Origin of the sequence: Bacillus sp. JCM 19034 (assembly GCF_001310635.1) — a bacterium.
Lineage (GTDB): Bacteria > Bacillota > Bacilli > Bacillales > Bacillaceae_D > Halalkalibacter.
In genome coordinates, this window is the sequence record NZ_BAXR01000003.1 from 348,374 (window position 1) to 367,398 (window position 19,025).

Sequence of the window (19,025 nt, forward strand, 5' to 3'; positions counted from 1 at the left end):
ATAGCAGCTTCTTTAGCAAACCGGATTATAGGTGTTAAATTATCAGAAGACAATGAAACTTGGAAAAGTATGCTAAAGCAATTGATGAACGAAGTAAGAGAGCATGATCATATTAAGATTTATGTCCATCCAGAATCGTATGAGCTAACAATCCTACAAAAGGATGAGTTAGAACAATTGTTAAGCCATTGTGAGCACATATATATATATCCTGATGCGGGCTTGATGAAGAATGGATGTATCATTGAAACGAAACATGGTCGTATCGATGCAAGTATTGATCGTCAATTAAACGAACTAAAGGCACAATTATTAGCAATGCTTAAGGAGGATGCACCTTGAACATTCAGTCTTTACCAAGTCTAATTCCACAGTTATCTCCATTTAAGTGGTATGGTAAAGTGACACAGGTAATAGGACTTATGATTGAATCAAAAGGACCTCAAGCTTCTATTGGTGACCTTTGTTACATCACGACTGGAAAGAAACCATCGACAAAAGTTCGTGCTGAGGTTGTTGGTTTTCGTGATGAATTTGTTTTACTAATGCCATTAAATGGAACAACAGAAATCTCGCCAGGTAGTTTAGTAGAGGCTACCGGTAAACCTTTAGAAATAAAAGTGGGTACACAGTTAATTGGGTCTATTATCGATGGTTGTGGCGAATTATTATCAAAAGATTCACTACCGAAAGGACTTACTTCTTTTCAAACGGACAACCCCCCGCCAAATCCGATGAGTAGGCCGAGGATAACGGAATCGATGTCATTGGGAGTTCGAGCTATTGATGCGTTATTTACAGTTGGTAAAGGACAGAGAATTGGGATTTTTGCCGGAAGTGGTGTCGGAAAAAGTACTTTATTGTCAATGTTAGCTCGTAATTCTGCAGCAGATATTAATGTGATTGCTTTAATTGGTGAGCGTGGAAGAGAAGTGAAGGAATTTATCGAACGTGATTTAGGAACGGAAGGATTAAAACGATCAATTGTTGTTGTCGCAACCTCAGATCAACCAGCTTTGATGAGAATAAAGGGTGCCATGACAGCTACAGCAATTGCAGAGTATTTCCGTCAACAGGGGCTTGCTGTTAATTTAATGATGGATTCTGTTACCCGTGTAGCGATGGCTCAAAGGGAAATTGGATTAGCAATAGGTGAGCCGCCCACATCAAAGGGGTATACACCATCAGTATTTGCCTTATTACCACGTTTGTTAGAGAGGTCTGGTACCGACGAAAATGGTTCCATTACGGCCTTTTACACCGTTTTAGTTGATGGTGATGATTTAAATGAGCCAATTGCTGATACAGTTCGTGGAATATTAGACGGGCATTTAGTACTTGATCGGAAACTAGCACAAAAAGGCCAGTTCCCAGCAATTAATGTATTAAAAAGCGTAAGTAGGGTAATGGCAGATATAGTTTCAGAGGATCATAAAAAGCTGCTGATATCATTCGTTACTATTTATCGCTATTCGAAGATAACGAGGATTTAATAAATATCGGTGCTTATAAAAAAGGGAGTTCTTTAGAAATCGATCAAGCCATAAACATACAACCGCAAATTGTAGCTTTTTTAACGCAAGGAACGGATGAGAAATCAACAATCGATCAATCGGTAAAAGCTCTTATCAAACTAGTCGAAAATGGTGGTAAATCATGAATTTTCATTTCACATTACAAAAAGTACTAGAGCTAAAGGAAGCTAAAAAAATGAGCGTGAAGCGGAATATAAAGCTGCGATTGATCATTTTGAGGGAGTAGCAACAGAACTTTACCACCTACTGAAGAAAAAAGAAAGTTTAGAAGAAAAGGCAAGAACGGAATTGCAACAAGGCACTTCAATTAAGGCAATTCGATTTCAAGAAACAATTATTTCACGTTTAGAAAACGAGATCCTTATCTTACAACAGCAAACTCAACGAGCACGTACAATGATGCAAAGTAAACAACGGCAATTAATAGACGCATCAGTGGAGTTGAAAAAATATGAAAAGATGAAACAACGACAGCATGAGCAATTTCTTGAAGAGTCTAAACGATTAGAAATTATAGAAATGAATGAACTATCGATTCAGGCATTTGTGAATCGGTGAAAATAGGTGAGTATATGAGTAATAAAGAACGTTCTTATAGTAAGCTTCAATTATTCTTTTTAGTCATTTTTATTCCAATCATTTTTGGGTTAGTGCTATTTGGGTTCATATTTTCGTTAATAGGATTTGATATCACGAAACAATTACAAAAGGTTGGTTCGAATATTCCGATTGTTGCGAATTGGGTACCAGAAGAACAAGAGCAAGCAGACGGTATTTCTGAGGAATCCTATGAGCAGTTAGAAGAGGATTTATTGGAAAAGGATCAAGAGATTGCCAGACTCACTTCAGAAGTTGAATATAAACAGCTTGAAATATTGGAACTTCAAGATGAGATTGCTGAATTACAAGAGGAATTAGAGGATCAAGGTCAGGAAGAAGTCGTTATTCAAGAATCATTGCAAGAAATAGGAAAATTATATGAACTAATGTCGGAGGATAAGGCAGCAAGTTTGTTAAGTCAATTGGATCCCGACGAGGCTGTTATGCACTTGCGTTTTGTTTCAGTTGAACATAGAGCAGCCATTTTAGAAGAAATGGAAGACGAAAAAGCAGTTGAATATTTAAGAAGACAATTAAGTGACTAAATAGCGAACTAACTTATTGAAAGGAGGTGAAAAAGTGAATATGCTTATGATGCTGAAGACACATCAACAACCAGCTGTGCAAAATGAACCAATATCGTTTTCTTCAAGTGCGAATCAAAGTGATTTTGGATTATTGTTAGGGAGCATGCTTGATGAACAACACGTGAATCAAGATCAGGAAAGCGTCGAGGAGAATAAGCGGTCAGAAAATTCACCCATGACTTTGGAAAAGGAAGAACTAAGAGAGATATTTGCCGATCTTGGTGTAGACGAAGGCTGGAAGGAAATATTGGCTGAACTTGGAGAAAGTGAAGGTTGGAACGCACTTTTCGAATCATTTCATAATTTTCTTTCTGTTTTAAATCTATCGGAACTGATCGAGGAGATAGATCTTCAAAGCTGGCAAAATAACGATGAAATAAGAGAAATTTGGACTGAATTTCCTTCTGATGTGCAACAAACATTATATTTGTTTTTTATGGACGAAGAGTATCGTGACCTACAAAAGTTCACTAAAAATGAACAGTTCAACGTCATGTTATTTTTCGCACGTCTAAGTGATAATCACACTGCTTTAAGTCGTTTATTGACGCAAAGTGAAGACAATGCGACTGTACAAAATGCCATTAATTTTCTGTCTGAAATGAAAGTTCAAATTAGACAATTACTAAATACGTCTGGTTTTAACGAAACAGGATCTAGACAACATTTCATGCACGGAAATGTACTCGAAAATGGTTTATATAGCAGGAGTATAAAAGAAAAACGACTAAACAATAAAGTAGATGTCGGACAGGTAGTAGGTACAAATGATAGTTTAATCGGAACGAAGAATCAAGTTAAGAATGAGGAATTCTTAAGGGGCTTACTAGAATTGAATGCTTACAAAGGAAATGGAAATAAGCCATCAAGTGAAGGGAAGGTGGAAACACCAGCGTTAAAAGTGGAGCAGTCAAATCAGCTTTTACAAGTTCCTCACGAATTGCAAGCAGCTTCTAGGAAGAATGAGCAATTGACAATTCACTTAGGAGAGCAATTGCCACGAGAATTACAGCAAAAGCAGTTCTTAAGACAATTTCAAAACCTTTTGCATCATGCTCAATTATCCCAAACAAAAGATGGAGTTCAATCTTTAACGGTAAAGCTGCATCCTGAGCATTTAGGACGTCTAGAGGTACAATTAACTCAAATGAATGGCTTATTGTCAGCCAAAATCTTGGTCAGCCAAACTCTCACAAAAGAGCTGATAGAAAGTCAGATTTCACAATTGAGACAAGCATTCATCCAACAACAGCTACCTGTCGAGAAATTGGAAATTATGCAGCAGCAATCTCAATTTGAGAGAGAAAAGGAAGGCTCTACATCCGAACAGCAGCAACATGATTCAAATGAAGAAAAAAATGATGAATCAAAGGATTTTCACGATGAGCTACAAGACTTTTTATATTCAATAAATGAACAAGTTTAGGTGTGTGATCATATGCCAACAGTAAATGAAAGTTTATATTTACAAAATCAACAGTCACAGCAACTGAATAATAAACAAAATATTCTAGGTAAAGATGACTTTTTAAAGATTTTAATTGCTCAGTTACAAAATCAAGATCCTGCTAATCCAATGGATGATCGTGAGTTTATTGCACAAATGGCTCAGTTTTCATCTTTAGAACAGATGACTAATATGAACCAAGCTATTCAATCATTTGTTCAATTGCAACAAAGTCAAAGCTTAGTTCAGCATAGTGAACTGATTGGAAAAACGGTTCAATGGAAGCGAGAAGTTGAAATTGATGAGTACCGGACAGAAACGATATATGAAAATCATGTAGTGAAATCTGTTCGTCTTGAAAGTGATGGGAAAATCCGTGTGTTGTTAGAAAATGATCGCTGGATTCATAGTGATCAAATTGTTCAAATAAGCAATAAAAATAATGATGAATAGAGGAAGTGAATGTGTATGGATCCTCGGGTTCATTTGCGTTCGTTAGCACCACTTCCAAGCTCGCCAGTTAAAAATGTGAAAAACATTAATCGTGAAAAATCGAATTTTAAAAATGTTTTTCAATCAGAACTGGATAACTTTCAAAAATTAATAATAACGAAACATGCTAAAAGTCGGATTGAATCAAGAAATATTTTAATTGACGACAAAAAGTGGCTTGAAATAGAGCAGAAGATGACGGAGGCAAAAGAAAAAGGATTAAAAGAGTCGGTTGTAATAACCGATGAAGCAACATTACTAGTAAATGCACAAACACATACAGTGATTACAGCATTACTCCGATCCGAAGCAAAAGACCAAATATTTTCAAATATTAACGGTACGATACTAATTGATTAAGGCTGGACGAAAAGGGAAGTCTTTGACTACTGAATGACAGATGTAGTCAACAAAAAAAAGGAGGAACTGTAAAAATGTTAAGATCAATGTATTCTGGTATCTCAGGTTTGAAAAACATGCAAACCAAGTTAGACGTAATCGGAAATAACATTGCCAATGTTAATACATTTGGTTATAAAAAGGGAAGAGCAACGTTTAAAGATATGATCAGCCAGCAAATTGCTGGAGCATCAGCTCCGGGAGCAGGCCTAGGTGGAACAAATCCAAGACAGATCGGATTAGGCTCGATGATTTCATCTATCGATACAGTACATACTGGAGGAAGCCTACAAAATACAAATCGAGAGTTAGATTTAGGGATTTCTGGTGATGGATATTTTCGAGTGTCTGATGAGGATGGAGAGAATATTTTTTATACACGTGCTGGGAACTTTTACTTCGATGAAGAAGGTTACATCGTAAACGCGGACGGCTACTATCTACTTGCTGATGATGGCAGAATACAGCTTGAACCAGGTACATTTGCTAGCTTTAGCATTGGACAAACAGGTCAAGTTAACTACATCGATAACGACGGTGAACTTCAGGAAGCAGCTACAATCTCTCTGGCATATTTTGCAAACCCTGAAGGTTTACAAAAAGCAGGATCAAACCTCTACCAAATTAGTGCAAACTCAGGAGAAGAAAATGCTACTACGCCTGGGGAAGAAGGTACGGGTCTCCTTGTTGCGGGGACATTAGAAATGTCAAATGTAGATTTATCAGAGGAATTTACTGAGATGATTGTTGCCCAACGTGCTTTTCAAGCAAATACTCGTATTATTACGACATCGGATGAAATTTTGCAAGAATTAGTAAATCTGAAGCGTTAATGAAATAAATTGGATAGGAATGACTAAAGGAGGCTGGACTAGGATGCAATCTCCTAGTCCATTATATTATTTATGATTGAGCTAATACGAATGAACGGAAAAACGTTTTTGCTAAATGTTCTATTAATTGAACAAATAGAAGCATTTCCAGATACAACGATTACTCTTGTTAATGGAAAAAAATTAATTGTGCAAGATGATATTGAAGATGTTAAATTCGCTATCAATACTACGTTGAAAGAGATAGGACTTTTAGCAGTTTATAAAGATGTGGAGGGCACATGATTGTTTAAAAATAAATTAATTAATATTATGTTAATCATTTTAGCTGCTCTAACATTGCTTGGAGTCATTGTATTTGTTTTATTTAATCAATTTTTAGATTCTCCTGAAGAACAGACTGAACCATCAATTGATGAAATTATTAATTTATCATTTGATACAGAAGAAATAACGACAAATTTACTGTCAAATGATTTTATACGTGCTAGTTTTCGAATTCAAGTAGACAACAAAACAGCACTATCGGAAATAAAGAAGCGCGATTTTCAAATAAATAATATTATTTTACGTTCTTTATCAAATAAACGTTCTTCAGATTTATCAGGTAATGAAGGAATTATTGAATTTGAAAATGGTATTCGAGACGAAATTAATGCATTAATGCAAGACGGTGAAGTTATTCAAGTTTATACAACTAGTTGGGTTATCCAATAGCTCACTTATGCTTTACTGCTTAATTGGATGGAGAGGTGAGGCACTTGGCTGACGTGTTATCTCAAGGCGAAATAGATGCCTTGCTATCAGCTATTTCGACTGGAGAAATGGATGCTGATGAATTAAAAAAAGAGGGTAATGAGAAGAAGATAAAAGTCTACGATTTCAAAAGGGCACTAAGATTTTCAAAAGATCAAATTCGTAGTTTATCTCGAATTCATGAAAACTTCGCACGACTATTAACGACATATTTTTCAGCACAATTACGGACATATGTGCAAATTTCGGTGACATCAGTTGACCAGTTACCGTATGAAGAATTTATACGATCGATTCCGTCAATGACTATTTTAAATGTTTTTGAACCTTATCCGTTAGAAGGAAGGCTCATAATGGAAATTAATCCGAACATTGCTTATGCGATGCTTGACCGCTTACTTGGTGGACAAGGAGGAAGCATTAATAAAGTAGAATCATTGACAGAAATTGAAACGAAAATAATGTCGCAATTGTTTCAGCGTACACTTGATAGTTTTCAAGAAGCATGGAGTTCGGTTATCGAGTTAGATCCTGTTATGGAAGACATCGAGGTAAATCCGCAATTTTTACAAATGGTATCTCCTAACGAAACGGTTGTCGTCATTTCCTTACAAACAACGATTGCTGAAACATCAGGAATGATTAATATTTGTTTGCCACATGTTGTATTAGAAAGTATATTACCGAAGCTCTCAATGCATTACTGGATGCAAGAAAAGAAGAAAGAACGGAATGAAGGCGAACAAGAGCTAATTGAAAGAAATGTGAAACAAGCACCGTTACTAATTCAAGCAGAGCTTGGACGATCAGAAATGACCATTCACGAATTTTTGAGCTTAGCAAATGGTGATGTTATTGAATTAAATCAATCGATACATGAGCCTTTAACAGTACGTGTTGGGGGCGAGAATAAATATAATGCTCAGCCTGGCATATCTAAAAATCGTGTATCCATACAGATAACGGAAGTGATTGAGGAGGTTGAAGAAGATGAATGACGATATGCTATCCCAAGAAGAAATTAATGAGTTGTTGAAAGGTGTTTCTAGTAGTGAGGATGAGGATAGCTCACAGCCTAGTTCAAACAGCGAATTAAATATTTCTGATTATATCTCCGAAGTTGAACGTGACGCACTAGGTGAAATTGGAAATATTTCATTTGGAAGTGCATCGACTGCTTTATCAACATTATTGAACCAGAAGGTTGATATTACTACACCAACGTTGATCGTTATAAGTCGTGAAGATTTACAGCAAGAATTCCCTAAGCCGCATGTTGCAATTCATGTTGATTATACTGAAGGCTTTGAAGGGATGAATTTGTTTGTTATGAAAACGAGTGATGCGGCAATTATCGCTGATTTAATGTTAGGCGGAGATGGGACAAATCCAGATGAAGAGTTAAATGAAATGCACACTAGTGCTGTACAGGAAGCAATGAATCAAATGATGGGTTCTGCTTCGACATCAATGTCAACGATTTTTAATAAACGAGTTGATATATCACCACCGAGTATCGATTTAATGGATGTGAAAAACGGTAGAGGGACGAGTCATGTTCCAGATGAAGATATATTAATTCAAATTTCGTTTCGACTAACTGTAGGAAATCTAATTGATTCTAAAATTATGCAATTAGTGACCATTTCTTTTGCTAAAGACCTTGTAAATGAGTTAATGAATCCAAATGTTCCTGCTGCGGTTACAAATAGCGAGGATGAGAACAAGCAAATTCCTCCACCGCAAACAAATCCGCAACATGTTGAATCTAGTACACACGAAACTAGCACTAACTCTAGGGGGGAAGCAGAACCTCAAATACAGGGGAATTTTCCAAATCGAACTCAGCAACATTTAGGTAGTCAGTTTCATCAACGAGATGTTGATGTACAGCCTGCTGCATTTTCCCAGTTTGAAGATCCGCAGTTATCTCATGAAGAATCTAATAACTTAAACATGTTACTAGATATTCCTTTAGAGGTAACAGTTGAGTTAGGTAGAACGAATCGTTCAATAAAGGAAATATTAGGTTTCTCACAAGGATCAATTATTGAGCTAGATAAATTAGCGGGAGAACCAGTTGATATATTAGTTAATAGAAAGCTTATAGCTAAAGGTGAAGTCGTTGTTATTGATGAAAACTTCGGTGTAAGGGTAACGGATATCGTTAGCCAAGAAGCAAGACTTAATCAATTAAAAAGATAAGTAGGTGAATATTTTGGCTAGTAGTGTGTTAATAGTTGATGATGCTGCTTTTATGAGAATGATGATCAAAGATATTCTTACTAAAAATGGGTATGAAGTTGTAGGTGAGGCAGCAGATGGAAATCAAGCAGTAGAAAAGTATAAAGAACTATCCCCAGATTTAGTAACCTTAGATATTACAATGCCTGAAAAAGATGGCATAGCAGCATTAAAAGAAATCATGTCTTTTAATAATCAAGCAAAAGTAATCATGTGTTCTGCAATGGGTCAACAATCTATGGTTATTGAAGCTATACAATCTGGTGCGAAGGATTTCATCGTCAAACCTTTTCAAGCAGACCGTGTATTAGAAGCGGTAGAAAAAACTTTGGCGTAGATAGGTGAGATGGAGGGAAGTTGTGAACATAATTAAGGTCACGTCGGTTGGCATTTCATTTATCATTGTTTGGAGTATCTTTCCGCTCTTACTTTCTGCGAATGAGCCGATACCAATTGATGAGTGTAATGTCAGCCAATACATTAACGGTGAATGTCAAAATTCACAGGGAACTCTTTCTGAAGTTGAGACGAATGAAGTTGAACAAATTAACGAGGACGTATTTCCTAAACAAAATACGTTTCGTATTTTTATTCAAACAATCGCAGCATTAGCATTTGTCATTTTTTTATTATATATGTTTTTACGGTTTGTTGGAAAACGATCACAATCGTTTCGCTCAACTCAAATGCTCCAAAATATTGGAGGAGCTCAACTGGGCACAAATCGATCCATTCAAATAATACGTGTTAATGATCGGATATTCGTTGTTGGAGTGGGAGAGTCGATTCATTTATTGAAAGAAATTACGGATCCAGAAGAGGTTACTAAAATGATAGAACAGCACCAACAGAAAATCGAATCGTTCGATCAACCGCTCGATAAAGTAAAGAGCTGGTTTAAAAAGGAAAATAGAAATGAACCTCAAACGAGCCATGATGCATTTAAACAAATATTAACAAAGCAATTGAAGGATGTTCAGCAAACTCAAAAAAAGGTACATGATGAAGTAGAGGGGCGTGATAACAAATGATGATCGATTCATTCATCATTTCCGTTATCAATCCGTTGCCTGGATTAGAATTAGATTTTATAACAGACGAGCCAACAGGTGTTGTCACTACGATACAATTGCTGTTACTGCTAACCGTATTATCGTTAGCACCGGCGATATTAATTTTAATGACCAGTTTTACTAGAATTGTCATCGTGTTGTCATTTGTCCGTCAAGGATTAGCAACTCAGACAATGCCTCCAAATCAAGTAATTATAGGGCTTGCTTTATTTTTAACTTTTTTTATTATGGCTCCAATTTTTGCGGAGATAAATGATGTAGCGATCACGCCTTTGTCAAACGGAGAAATTAGTCAAGATGAAGCATTTGCACTTGCCGTTGTCCCAATAAAGGAATTTATGGCTTCGCACACGAGGGAAAGAGATTTAGCTTTATTTATGGGGTATGCAGGATTAGAGCAGCCAGAAACGTTAGATGACATACCATTAACAGCTCTAATACCAGCATTCGCGATTAGTGAGTTAAAAACGGCGTTTCAAATGGGATTTTTGATTTTCGTTCCTTTTCTTGTCATTGATATGATTGTAGCTAGTGTTTTAATGTCAATGGGGATGATGATGCTTCCGCCAATCATGATCGCTTTACCGTTTAAAATTTTATTGTTTGTTCTAGTTGATGGTTGGTATTTAATCGTTCAATCTTTACTAATTAGTTATAGTTAGCGGGTGGTGTCGTTTTGAGTTCTGAATTTATTATAAGTATAGCTGAAAATGCTGTTTGGGTAGTATTGTTTGTCGCAGGCCCCTTGTTATTAGTTGCATTAGGTTTAGGTCTTTTTGTTAGTATCTTTCAAGCGACCACACAAATCCAGGAACAAACGTTAGCTTTTATTCCTAAAATTGTAGGAGTATTTGTTGCACTCATTCTTTTTGGTCCGTGGATGCTATCGACTGTCACAAATTTTGCCTATCAAATATTTAATAATTTACATCGGTTTATCGGATAATGATTGATTTTGTCAATGTTTTACCGGCCTTTTTATTAATACTTGTTCGGGCTTTAGCGTTTTTTGCTGTATTACCTATATATTCACACCAATCATTGCCCAACATTTTTAAGATAGGGTTAGCATGTTTCTTAGCGTGGGTCATGGTCTTTACACTAGATACCCCGATCGTTGAAATCAATGGAGTATATTTTTTCCTTGTCATTAAAGAAGCATTAGTTGGTTTAATGGTTGGTTTGATTGCGGCAATTTTAATGTATGCTATTCAAACAGCTGGAGGCTTTATCGATTACAGTATGGGTTTTATGATTGCAAATGTAGTTGACCCACAGACTGGGGCACAAACACCGTTAACAGGAAGCTTTTTATATGCATTTGCAATATTATTTATGTTGTTAGTAAATGGCCATCATTTATTATTAGACGGGATTTTTTATAGTTATCAATTTGTACCTATTGACCAAGTCTTTTTACCACTGAGCCAAGAGAATATTATTCAATACGTTGTTACAACATTTAATTCGATGTTTATTGTCGCATTTCAAATGGCATTTCCGATCGTAGGTTCCTTATTTTTAGTCGATGTAGGCTTAGGAATGATTTCGCGGGCTGTGCCACAAATGAATGTATTTGTTGTTGGATTACCTTTAAAAATTACAGTGGGTTTATTATTACTTACCGTATATTTAAGTGTATTTTATTTACTAGTTCAACAACTTTTTGAACATATCATAATAGTGATGAGAACATTATTGCAGTTGTTAGGAGGGGCTTGACTTGAAGAAATATCCATTCAAACTTCAATTGCAATATTTTGCTGATGAAAAGACAGAAAAAGCAACTCCTAAAAAACGGCAGGATACACGAAAAAAAGGACAAGTCGCCAAAAGTACAGATGTGAACACTGCGATCATTTTATTACTCGTTTTTCTTTGTTTCTGGTTTTTTGGGAGTTATTTTGGAAACTCCTTAGCTAATATGATGAAACATACTTTTCAAACGTATTTATTATCATCAGTTAACGAGCCATTTATTGAAACCATGTTTACAGAATTATTATTGCAAGCTGCATTAACTTTTGCCCCGATCATGCTAGTTGCGATGGTTGCAGGAGTGTTTGCAAGTTACATTCAAGTAGGTCCTTTATTTGCCCCAGAAGCATTAAAGATGAAGCTTTCTAAGTTAAATCCGATTCAAGGGGCTAAGAGAATTTTCTCAATAAGAGCGATTGTAGAGCTACTAAAATCATTATTAAAAATTTCGTTAGCAGGTGTGACGGTATTCACAATTATTTGGTTCAATTTAGAAGATGTGATGCTACTATCGCAAAAAAGTGTAACGTCAGGATTAAATTTAATAGGGCAATTAACTGCCTTATTAGGAATAGCAGTTGCGATTTTATTACTTATTTTAGCTGTACCGGATTATATATACCAAAAGTATGATCATGAAAAACAAATCCGAATGTCGAAAAAAGATGTGAAAGATGAACATAAAAATATTGAAGGTGACCCAAGAATTAAATCAAAGCGAAAGCAGAAGCAAATGGAGATGGCGATGCAAAGAATGATGCAAGAAGTGCCAAAAGCGGATGTTGTCATTACGAACCCAACTCATTTTGCCATCGCACTTCGTTATGATGAGTCGGTATCTGATGCACCTATTGTGATTGCAAAAGGTGTCGATTATATAGCACAGAAAATAAAAGGAATTGCATTAGACCATGATGTAATTACTGTTGAAAATAAACCACTCGCTCGTGCTTTATATATGCAGACTGAAATTGGCGATCAAGTGCCAGAAGCATTATTTAAGTCGGTAGCAGAAGTATTAGCATATGTTTATCGATTAAAAACAAACTAGTCAATTAGAATGTGAAGTTGGGAGAGAAGTTTTGTGGGAGTAAGAGATTTATCGGTTTTACTAGGTGTTATTTTAATTATTGCAATGCTCGTTATACCTTTACCAACTATTATGTTAGATTTCCTCATTATCATAAATATTTCTCTTGCTCTTATTATTATTTTAGTAGCTATGAATACTCGTGAACCATTGCAATTTTCTATTTTTCCAACTTTATTGTTACTTGTTACATTGTTTCGTCTTGGACTCAATGTATCAACGACACGTTCCATACTAAGTGATGCTCAAGCAGGTAATGTCATTGATACGTTTGGAAATTTTGTTGTAAGCGGCAATGCCCTTGTCGGATTTGTTGTATTTTTAATCTTAGTTGTTATACAGTTTTTAGTCATTACAAAAGGGGCAGAACGCGTATCAGAAGTGGGTGCACGTTTTACATTAGATGCCATGCCTGGTAAACAAATGAGTATTGATGCAGATTTAAATGCTGGAATGATATCAGATGCAGAAGCAAAAGAAAGAAGAGAGAAAATTGAACAGGAAGCAGACTTTTATGGCTCAATGGATGGTGCTAGTAAATTTGTAAAAGGGGATGCGATTGCTGGGATTGTGATCGTCATCATTAATTTACTATTCGGATTTATCATTGGGATGATGCAACAAGGAATGACGTTTGGTGAATCTGTTTCCACGTTTACATTATTAACAGTTGGTGATGGATTAGTAAGTCAAATTCCTGCTCTATTAATATCAACAGCCACAGGGATCGTCGTGACACGAGCTGCCTCAGAAGGCAGTTTAGGATATGATGTGACGAAACAAATTTTTGCTTATCCGAAAATGCTTTACGTAGCTGGTGGGGCGATTGCGATGTTAGGGATTGTAACGCCGATTTACCCGATTGTGACCTTTCCAATTGCAGCGATTCTCATTATCGGTGGGTACATGCTTTCTCAAAATGAGCTTACAGTAAATGATGAGGTGGCTGAATCCGATGAGGAAGAAGGAGAAGAAGATCTAAAATCACCTGAGAGTGTTGTTAACTTATTGCAAATTGATCCGATTGAATTTGAATTTGGCTATGGCTTAATCCCGTTGGCAGATGCGAATCAAGGAGGAGATTTACTTGATCGTGTTGTTATGATCCGACGTCAAATGGCGTTGGAATTAGGGATGATTGTGCCTGTTATTCGTATTCGAGATAATATTCAATTACAACCTAATGAATATACAATTAAAATAAAGGGTAATGAAATAGCGAAGGGAGAACTTTTGTTAGATCACTATATGGCGATGAGTCCAGGTGTAGAAGATGAAACTATCGTTGGAATTGAAACAGTTGAACCTGCTTTTGGGATGCCAGCTCTCTGGATTGGGGAAGAAATGAAAGAGCAGGCAGAATTGTCTGGCTACACAGTAGTTGACCCACCATCAGTTGTATCGACTCACTTAACTGAAGTCGTAAAACGTCATGCACATGAACTTTTAGGTAGAGAAGAAACAAAGCAATTAGTAGACCATTTAAAAGAGACTTATCCTGCTTTAGTGGAAGAGGTCACCCCTAATGGACTAACAATTGGTGAAATTCAAAAAGTATTGACAAACTTACTTAAGGAAGGGATATCAATTCGGAATTTACCGACTATTTTTGAAACGTTGGCTGATTACGGTACGATGACGAAGGATATGGATCTTTTAACGGAATACGTTCGTCAATCTTTATCAAGGCAAATTTCAAAACAAGTCACTGTTCCAGGTGAACCATTATACGTTATAACAATTGGCGGTGCTGTTGAGAAGAAAATTGCCGATTCAATTCAACAAACGGAGCATGGTAACTTTTTAGCATTAGATCCCAATGATTCACAACGAATATTGGAATCAGCTGCAACGGAAACGGATCGATTGGCACAAATGGGTCAGACCGCTATTATCTTATGTTCACCTGCGGTTAGAATGTACGTTAAACAATTAATTGAACGTTATTTACCTCAAGTCCCTGTGCTGTCTTATAATGAATTAGAAGCAGATGTAGAGGTTCAAAGTGTAGGGGTGGTGAACGTAGATTGAAAGTAAAAAAAGTAACTGCTGCAAATATGACGGAAGCGATGCACCTAATTCGTACTGAATTAGGTGAGGACGCTGTTATCCTTCATTCCAAACGTATTGATACTGGCGGAATATTTGGTCTATTTAAAAAGCAACAGATTCAAGTTATCGCTGCAGTGGATCAGCTAGAGGAGCTTCCTAAAAGAAGAAATACTGTGAAAACGACACAAGCGAAGGTAGTGAATCAAGCTCCTTCTGATAATCAGTTGACGTTAACGAATGAAATTGAACAATTAAAATCGCTTATACGTGAAATGCAACCTAGAAAGACTGTCGATGAGTTGAATTATCCTCAGCCGTTTCAAAGTTTTGATGATCATTTTAGACAACATGGTGTGATAGAAGGTGCAAGATTAGTTATAGTAAAGCAACTGATGAAAAATTGGTATGGAGCTGAGCGAGATCAAATAGAAATAAACTCTGCTCAAATAAATGTGGCGGAAGTTTTTCAGAGCCTCTTTTCAGACCTTTCCTTTGGACAAGCGTTACAAAAGAAAGTAGTAAATGTAGTTGGTCCTACTGGTGTAGGGAAAACAACAACAATTGCAAAGCTCGCTGCTATTGCCACATTGCAACAAAAAAGAAAGGTTGCTTTTATTACGACAGATACATTCCGAATATCTGCTGTGGACCAATTGAAAACATATGCGAAAATATTGAACATTCCAGTAAAAGTAGCGTATTCAATAGATGACTTTAAAAATGCCATCAGTCAATTCTCGCATTATGATCTAATTTTAGTAGATTCAGCAGGGAGAAACTTTAGAAATGCACTTTATGTAAAAGAGTTAGCAAAAGTGATCGATTTTGAACAAGATACAGAAACGCATTTAGTATTATCCCTTACTTCCAAATATGAAGATATGAAGGAAATTATTGAGCAGTTTAAGCATCTAACGATTCAATCGATTATCGTTACTAAACATGATGAGACGAGTACTTATGGTGCACTCGTTAATATTCCTTTTGAATATAATTTGCCCATTTCTTATGTGACAACAGGGCAAAATGTTCCTGACGATATAACTATAGCCTCTATTGAGTACATATCCTCAATTATGAATGAGGTGAATATCGATGAATGATCAAGCTTCAAATTTGCGGAAAATGCTCGATGCCACGGCTAATAATGAAGCTAAAGTCATTGCAGTAGTAAGTGGTAAAGGGGGAGTCGGCAAATCAAATGTATGCTTGAACTTCTCATTGTCGCTAACACAATTAGGTAAGAAGTAGCAATTATAGATCTTGATATTGGGATGGCTAACCTAGATATTTTAATGGGAGTGTCCTCGGCACATACGATTATGGATGTTCTGGAGAACGATCTATCCATTTGGGATATCATTGAAAAAATGATGATGGATTATCTTATATTGCTGGAGGCTCAGGTTTTACAAATTTCGTTGATTTTAATTCTATGAAAATACAACGCTTCTTCGATCAAATTGAAATGATAGGTAGACATTTTGATTATATTTTTCTAGATATGGGTGCAGGAGCGACAAAATCAAGTATGCAGTTTATTACGGCGGCTAATGAAATTTTTGTTGTGACAACTCCTGAACCAACATCAATTACTGATGCATATGCAATGGTTAAATATATTCACTTAAATGATAAGAATGTTCCAATACATTTAATTGTTAATCGTGCTGAATCTGGGCAAGAGGCAAAAGAAACTCAAGTAAATTTTAGAAGGGTTACAGTTCAATTTTTAAAAAAGGATTTAACATCACTTGGCTATATTCCTTATGATGCGAGAGTAACTAAGTCAGTAAAAGCTCAAAAGCCTTTTTTGTTATTATATCCACAAACGAAAGCCAGTAGATCAATGATGCAAATGGCGACAACTTATTTAGGTTTGGAGGATGCTTCACCAACAAAATTTGGACACTTCTTAAAAAAAATGAAGTTATTGATTAAAAAGTAAACGTGGAAGGTTGTGGATAACGTGAGCACATCCATTCGTGTATTAGTTGTAGACGACTCGGCCTTTATGAGAAAGGTAATCTCCGACATTATTAATGAAGATCCGCGTATGGAAGTAGTAGGAGTTGGTCGTCATGGTGAAGACGCAATAAAAAAAGTGGAAGCACTTGACCCAGATGTTATTACATTGGATGTTGAAATGCCAATCATGAGTGGACTTGAAGCATTGAAGATTATTATGAATATGAAGCCGCGTCCCGTTGTGATGATTAGCAGTAAAACAAAAATAGGTGCAGAAACGACATTACAAGCAATCGAGGCGGGTGCAGTTGATTTCATTACGAAACCTTCTGGAGCTATTTCTCTAGATATTAATAAAGTTGCTAATGAAATAAGGGAAAAAGTTTTTCATTCTGTTAAAGCTAATTTAACAGCTTTGAAACAACATGAGCAAAAGCCTGTTCATATTACTAAGCAATTGCCAGCATCTAAAACCAATGTACAGAAAGTTATCGCAATCGGAACGTCAACAGGTGGACCAAAGGCATTGAAGGCTGTAATCACGCAATTACCGGCTTCATTACCTGCACCGATAATAATTGTGCAGCATATGCCAGCAGGATTTACAAAATCGTTGGCGGAAAGGCTAGACCGACTCTCAGAGTTAACGGTTAAAGAAGCTAAGTCAGGTGATATCTTACAAGATGGACATGTTTATATTGCACCAGGTGGGTATCATTTAGAATTAAAAGTGAAATCAAGGGAATTAACGATTGAAACGACATTAGAGGCTCCAAGAAAAGGGCATCGTCCATCTGTAGATACAATGTTTGAATCTTTAGCTAGTATTAGCCAGATTGAAGTAATCGCGGTTGTCATGACGGGAATGGGAACAGATGGAACATTAGGGTTAAAAGAATTGAAAAAAGGTCCAAATTGTTATTCGATTGCTGAAGCGGAAGAATCATGTGTTGTTTTTGGAATGCCCAAATCAGTCATTCAACATGAGTTAGCTGATGAAGTTGTTCGTTTAGAAAATATTAGTCAATACCTTTTACAATACTGCCAGGGATAGAGGTTTGAAAATGGATGATTTAAAAAAGCTACAACCAATTCATTTAGATGTATTAAAAGAAATTGGAAACATTGGAGCCGGGAATGCCGCAACGAGCTTATCTGTTTTATTAAACATGACGATTGATATGAGTGTTCCAGATGTTCGCGTTGTCCCCTTGCAGGAAATCCATGAGCAAATTGGTGGTGCAGATACAGAAGTTGCAGCAATCTTTCTACGCATTGAAGGGCAAGTCACCGGGAGCATGTATTTCATTACTAATATAGATGATATTGAAAAAATGATTCGTAGACTAACCAAAAATGATCAGTTTCAATTGAAGGATCCACCGTATGATGAAATGGGTATTTCGGCATTTTTAGAAGTAGGGAATATATTGGCAGGGTCCTATCTTTCTTCTTTCTCAGATTTTACTAAAATAGATTTACAGCCATCAGTCCCTGGAGTAAGTATTGATATGGCTGGTGCAATCTTAAGCTATGGATTAATTCCTTTATCTGAGGTCGGCGATTTGGCAATTGTAATAGACACTGAAATTGTTGAAGTCGATAAAGAACGTCAAAAAGTGTCGGGTCATTTCTTTCTATTGCCTGATCCAGGTTCGTTCCAAACCATTTTCAATGCACTAGGAGTGCACTTAAATGAGTGACGTTATTAAGGTCGGGATGGCGGATTTAAATACCGTCATTCCACCCAATACGATACGTACTTCAGGGCTTGGGTCGTGCGTTGGACTTATTTTGTTTGATCAGCAAAAAAGATAGCTGGTATGGCACACATTATGTTACCTAGCTCAGAACTTTGTAAGCAGGATTCCCCTAACTTAGCGAAGTATGCGGATACAGCGATTCCAACTCTTATTAATGATTTGAAGAGGTTGGGAGCTTGTACGTTGACTTTAAAGGCCAAAATGGCGGGTGGAGCCAAATGTTTTCCTTTTCTACTGGTAATGAAATGATGAGAATTGGACCGCGAAATGTTCAAGCAATTAGAGATCTGTTACATACATTAAATATACCGATTGTTGCTGAGGATGTTGGTGGCAAAAGCGGACGAACCATTGAGTTTAATCCAGTAACAACTATATTGAATATTCGTACGGTTAATAAAGGTACAAAAGAAATTTAAATTGATAGA

Annotated in this window: 23 protein-coding genes and 2 pseudogenes; all 25 read left to right on the top strand. The window is 36.4% G+C overall.

The annotated features are described in order from the left end of the window. The gene (locus JCM19034_RS07980) at positions 1-342 is read left to right on the top strand and encodes a FliH/SctL family protein (protein ID WP_269431677.1); all 342 of its coding nucleotides are present in this window, start codon (positions 1-3) and stop codon (positions 340-342) included. Then, positions 339-1,660, top strand: a pseudogene (fliI, locus tag JCM19034_RS07985) (flagellar protein export ATPase FliI). The gene JCM19034_RS07980 and the pseudogene fliI overlap by 4 nt, the downstream one beginning before the upstream one ends. A 79-nt stretch (positions 1,661-1,739) precedes the next feature. Beyond that, entirely contained in the window at positions 1,740-2,093 is a 354-nt protein-coding gene (gene fliJ / locus JCM19034_RS20915; RefSeq protein WP_231686874.1) for a flagellar export protein FliJ, read from the top strand. 14 nt (positions 2,094-2,107) lie between these two features. Beyond that, entirely contained in the window at positions 2,108-2,680 is a 573-nt protein-coding gene (locus JCM19034_RS07995) for a MotE family protein (protein WP_062048718.1), read from the top strand. Positions 2,681-2,720: 40 nt separating this feature from the next. Further along, complete coding sequence (locus JCM19034_RS08000) at positions 2,721-4,148, top strand: flagellar hook-length control protein FliK (protein ID WP_231686875.1); 1,428 nt, start codon at positions 2,721-2,723, stop codon at positions 4,146-4,148. A 12-nt stretch (positions 4,149-4,160) separates the two neighbouring features. Next, positions 4,161-4,622: a flagellar hook assembly protein FlgD gene (gene flgD, locus JCM19034_RS08005; protein ID WP_062048721.1), complete on the top strand. Its 462-nt coding sequence runs from the start codon at positions 4,161-4,163 to the stop codon at positions 4,620-4,622. Positions 4,623-4,637: 15 nt separating this feature from the next. After that, positions 4,638-5,021 carry a TIGR02530 family flagellar biosynthesis protein gene (locus tag JCM19034_RS08010; RefSeq protein ID WP_062048723.1) on the top strand — a complete coding sequence of 128 codons (384 nt, stop codon included), beginning with the start codon at positions 4,638-4,640 and terminating at the stop codon, positions 5,019-5,021. A 74-nt stretch (positions 5,022-5,095) separates the two neighbouring features. Further along, positions 5,096-5,893 (top strand): flagellar basal body rod protein FlgG, encoded by a 798-nt coding sequence (gene flgG / locus JCM19034_RS08015; protein WP_062048725.1) that lies wholly within the window; start codon positions 5,096-5,098, stop codon positions 5,891-5,893. A gap of 72 nt (positions 5,894-5,965) precedes the next feature. Further along, the gene (locus tag JCM19034_RS08020) at positions 5,966-6,178 is read left to right on the top strand and encodes a flagellar FlbD family protein (protein WP_062048727.1); all 213 of its coding nucleotides are present in this window, start codon (positions 5,966-5,968) and stop codon (positions 6,176-6,178) included. Beyond that, positions 6,179-6,610, top strand: coding sequence for a flagellar basal body-associated protein FliL (gene fliL / locus JCM19034_RS08025; RefSeq protein ID WP_062048729.1), 432 nt, complete (start codon positions 6,179-6,181; stop codon positions 6,608-6,610). It abuts the gene before it with no gap. Between the two features lie 44 nt (positions 6,611-6,654). Then, positions 6,655-7,647 (top strand): flagellar motor switch protein FliM, encoded by a 993-nt coding sequence (fliM, locus tag JCM19034_RS08030; protein WP_062048731.1) that lies wholly within the window; start codon positions 6,655-6,657, stop codon positions 7,645-7,647. Next, positions 7,640-8,854, top strand: coding sequence for a flagellar motor switch phosphatase FliY (fliY, locus tag JCM19034_RS08035; RefSeq protein ID WP_062048733.1), 1,215 nt, complete (start codon positions 7,640-7,642; stop codon positions 8,852-8,854). The genes fliM and fliY overlap by 8 nt, the downstream gene beginning before the upstream one ends. 13 nt (positions 8,855-8,867) lie before the next feature. Continuing rightward, entirely contained in the window at positions 8,868-9,230 is a 363-nt protein-coding gene (locus JCM19034_RS08040; RefSeq protein WP_062048735.1) for a response regulator, read from the top strand. A gap of 22 nt (positions 9,231-9,252) precedes the next feature. Beyond that, positions 9,253-9,924, top strand: a complete 672-nt coding sequence (locus JCM19034_RS08045; RefSeq protein ID WP_062048737.1) for a flagellar biosynthetic protein FliO — start codon at positions 9,253-9,255, stop codon at positions 9,922-9,924. After that, complete coding sequence (gene fliP, locus JCM19034_RS08050; protein WP_370621847.1) at positions 9,921-10,628, top strand: flagellar type III secretion system pore protein FliP; 708 nt, start codon at positions 9,921-9,923, stop codon at positions 10,626-10,628. Before JCM19034_RS08045 ends, fliP begins: the two co-directional genes overlap by 4 nt. Positions 10,629-10,642: 14 nt before the next feature. Next, positions 10,643-10,912, top strand: coding sequence for a flagellar biosynthesis protein FliQ (fliQ, locus tag JCM19034_RS08055; RefSeq protein WP_062048739.1), 270 nt, complete (start codon positions 10,643-10,645; stop codon positions 10,910-10,912). Further along, a complete protein-coding gene (gene fliR, locus JCM19034_RS08060; protein ID WP_062048741.1) occupies positions 10,912-11,688 on the top strand; it encodes a flagellar biosynthetic protein FliR in 777 nt (258 codons plus the stop codon). Before fliQ ends, fliR begins: the two co-directional genes overlap by 1 nt. Position 11,689: 1 nt before the next feature. After that, positions 11,690-12,775: a flagellar biosynthesis protein FlhB gene (gene flhB, locus JCM19034_RS08065; RefSeq protein WP_062048742.1), complete on the top strand. Its 1,086-nt coding sequence runs from the start codon at positions 11,690-11,692 to the stop codon at positions 12,773-12,775. Between the two features lie 33 nt (positions 12,776-12,808). Further along, a complete protein-coding gene (gene flhA, locus JCM19034_RS08070) occupies positions 12,809-14,845 on the top strand; it encodes a flagellar biosynthesis protein FlhA (protein WP_062048744.1) in 2,037 nt (678 codons plus the stop codon). After that, on the top strand, positions 14,842-15,969 hold the full coding sequence (gene flhF, locus JCM19034_RS08075) for a flagellar biosynthesis protein FlhF (RefSeq protein ID WP_062048746.1): 1,128 nt from the start codon (positions 14,842-14,844) through the stop codon (positions 15,967-15,969). Before flhA ends, flhF begins: the two co-directional genes overlap by 4 nt. Then, complete coding sequence (locus JCM19034_RS21660) at positions 15,962-16,117, top strand: P-loop NTPase (RefSeq protein WP_156323915.1); 156 nt, start codon at positions 15,962-15,964, stop codon at positions 16,115-16,117. Before flhF ends, JCM19034_RS21660 begins: the two co-directional genes overlap by 8 nt. Positions 16,118-16,301: 184 nt before the next feature. Next, the gene (locus tag JCM19034_RS21665; protein ID WP_156323916.1) at positions 16,302-16,814 is read left to right on the top strand and encodes a P-loop NTPase; all 513 of its coding nucleotides are present in this window, start codon (positions 16,302-16,304) and stop codon (positions 16,812-16,814) included. A gap of 21 nt (positions 16,815-16,835) precedes the next feature. Beyond that, entirely contained in the window at positions 16,836-17,888 is a 1,053-nt protein-coding gene (locus JCM19034_RS08085) for a chemotaxis response regulator protein-glutamate methylesterase (protein ID WP_197276361.1), read from the top strand. Positions 17,889-17,898: 10 nt separating this feature from the next. Then, positions 17,899-18,537 (top strand): chemotaxis protein CheC, encoded by a 639-nt coding sequence (locus JCM19034_RS08090; RefSeq protein ID WP_062048748.1) that lies wholly within the window; start codon positions 17,899-17,901, stop codon positions 18,535-18,537. Next, positions 18,530-19,016 (top strand): annotated as a pseudogene (locus JCM19034_RS08095) (chemotaxis protein CheD). Before JCM19034_RS08090 ends, JCM19034_RS08095 begins: the two are co-directional and overlap by 8 nt. Positions 19,017-19,025: the final 9 nt, after the last annotated feature.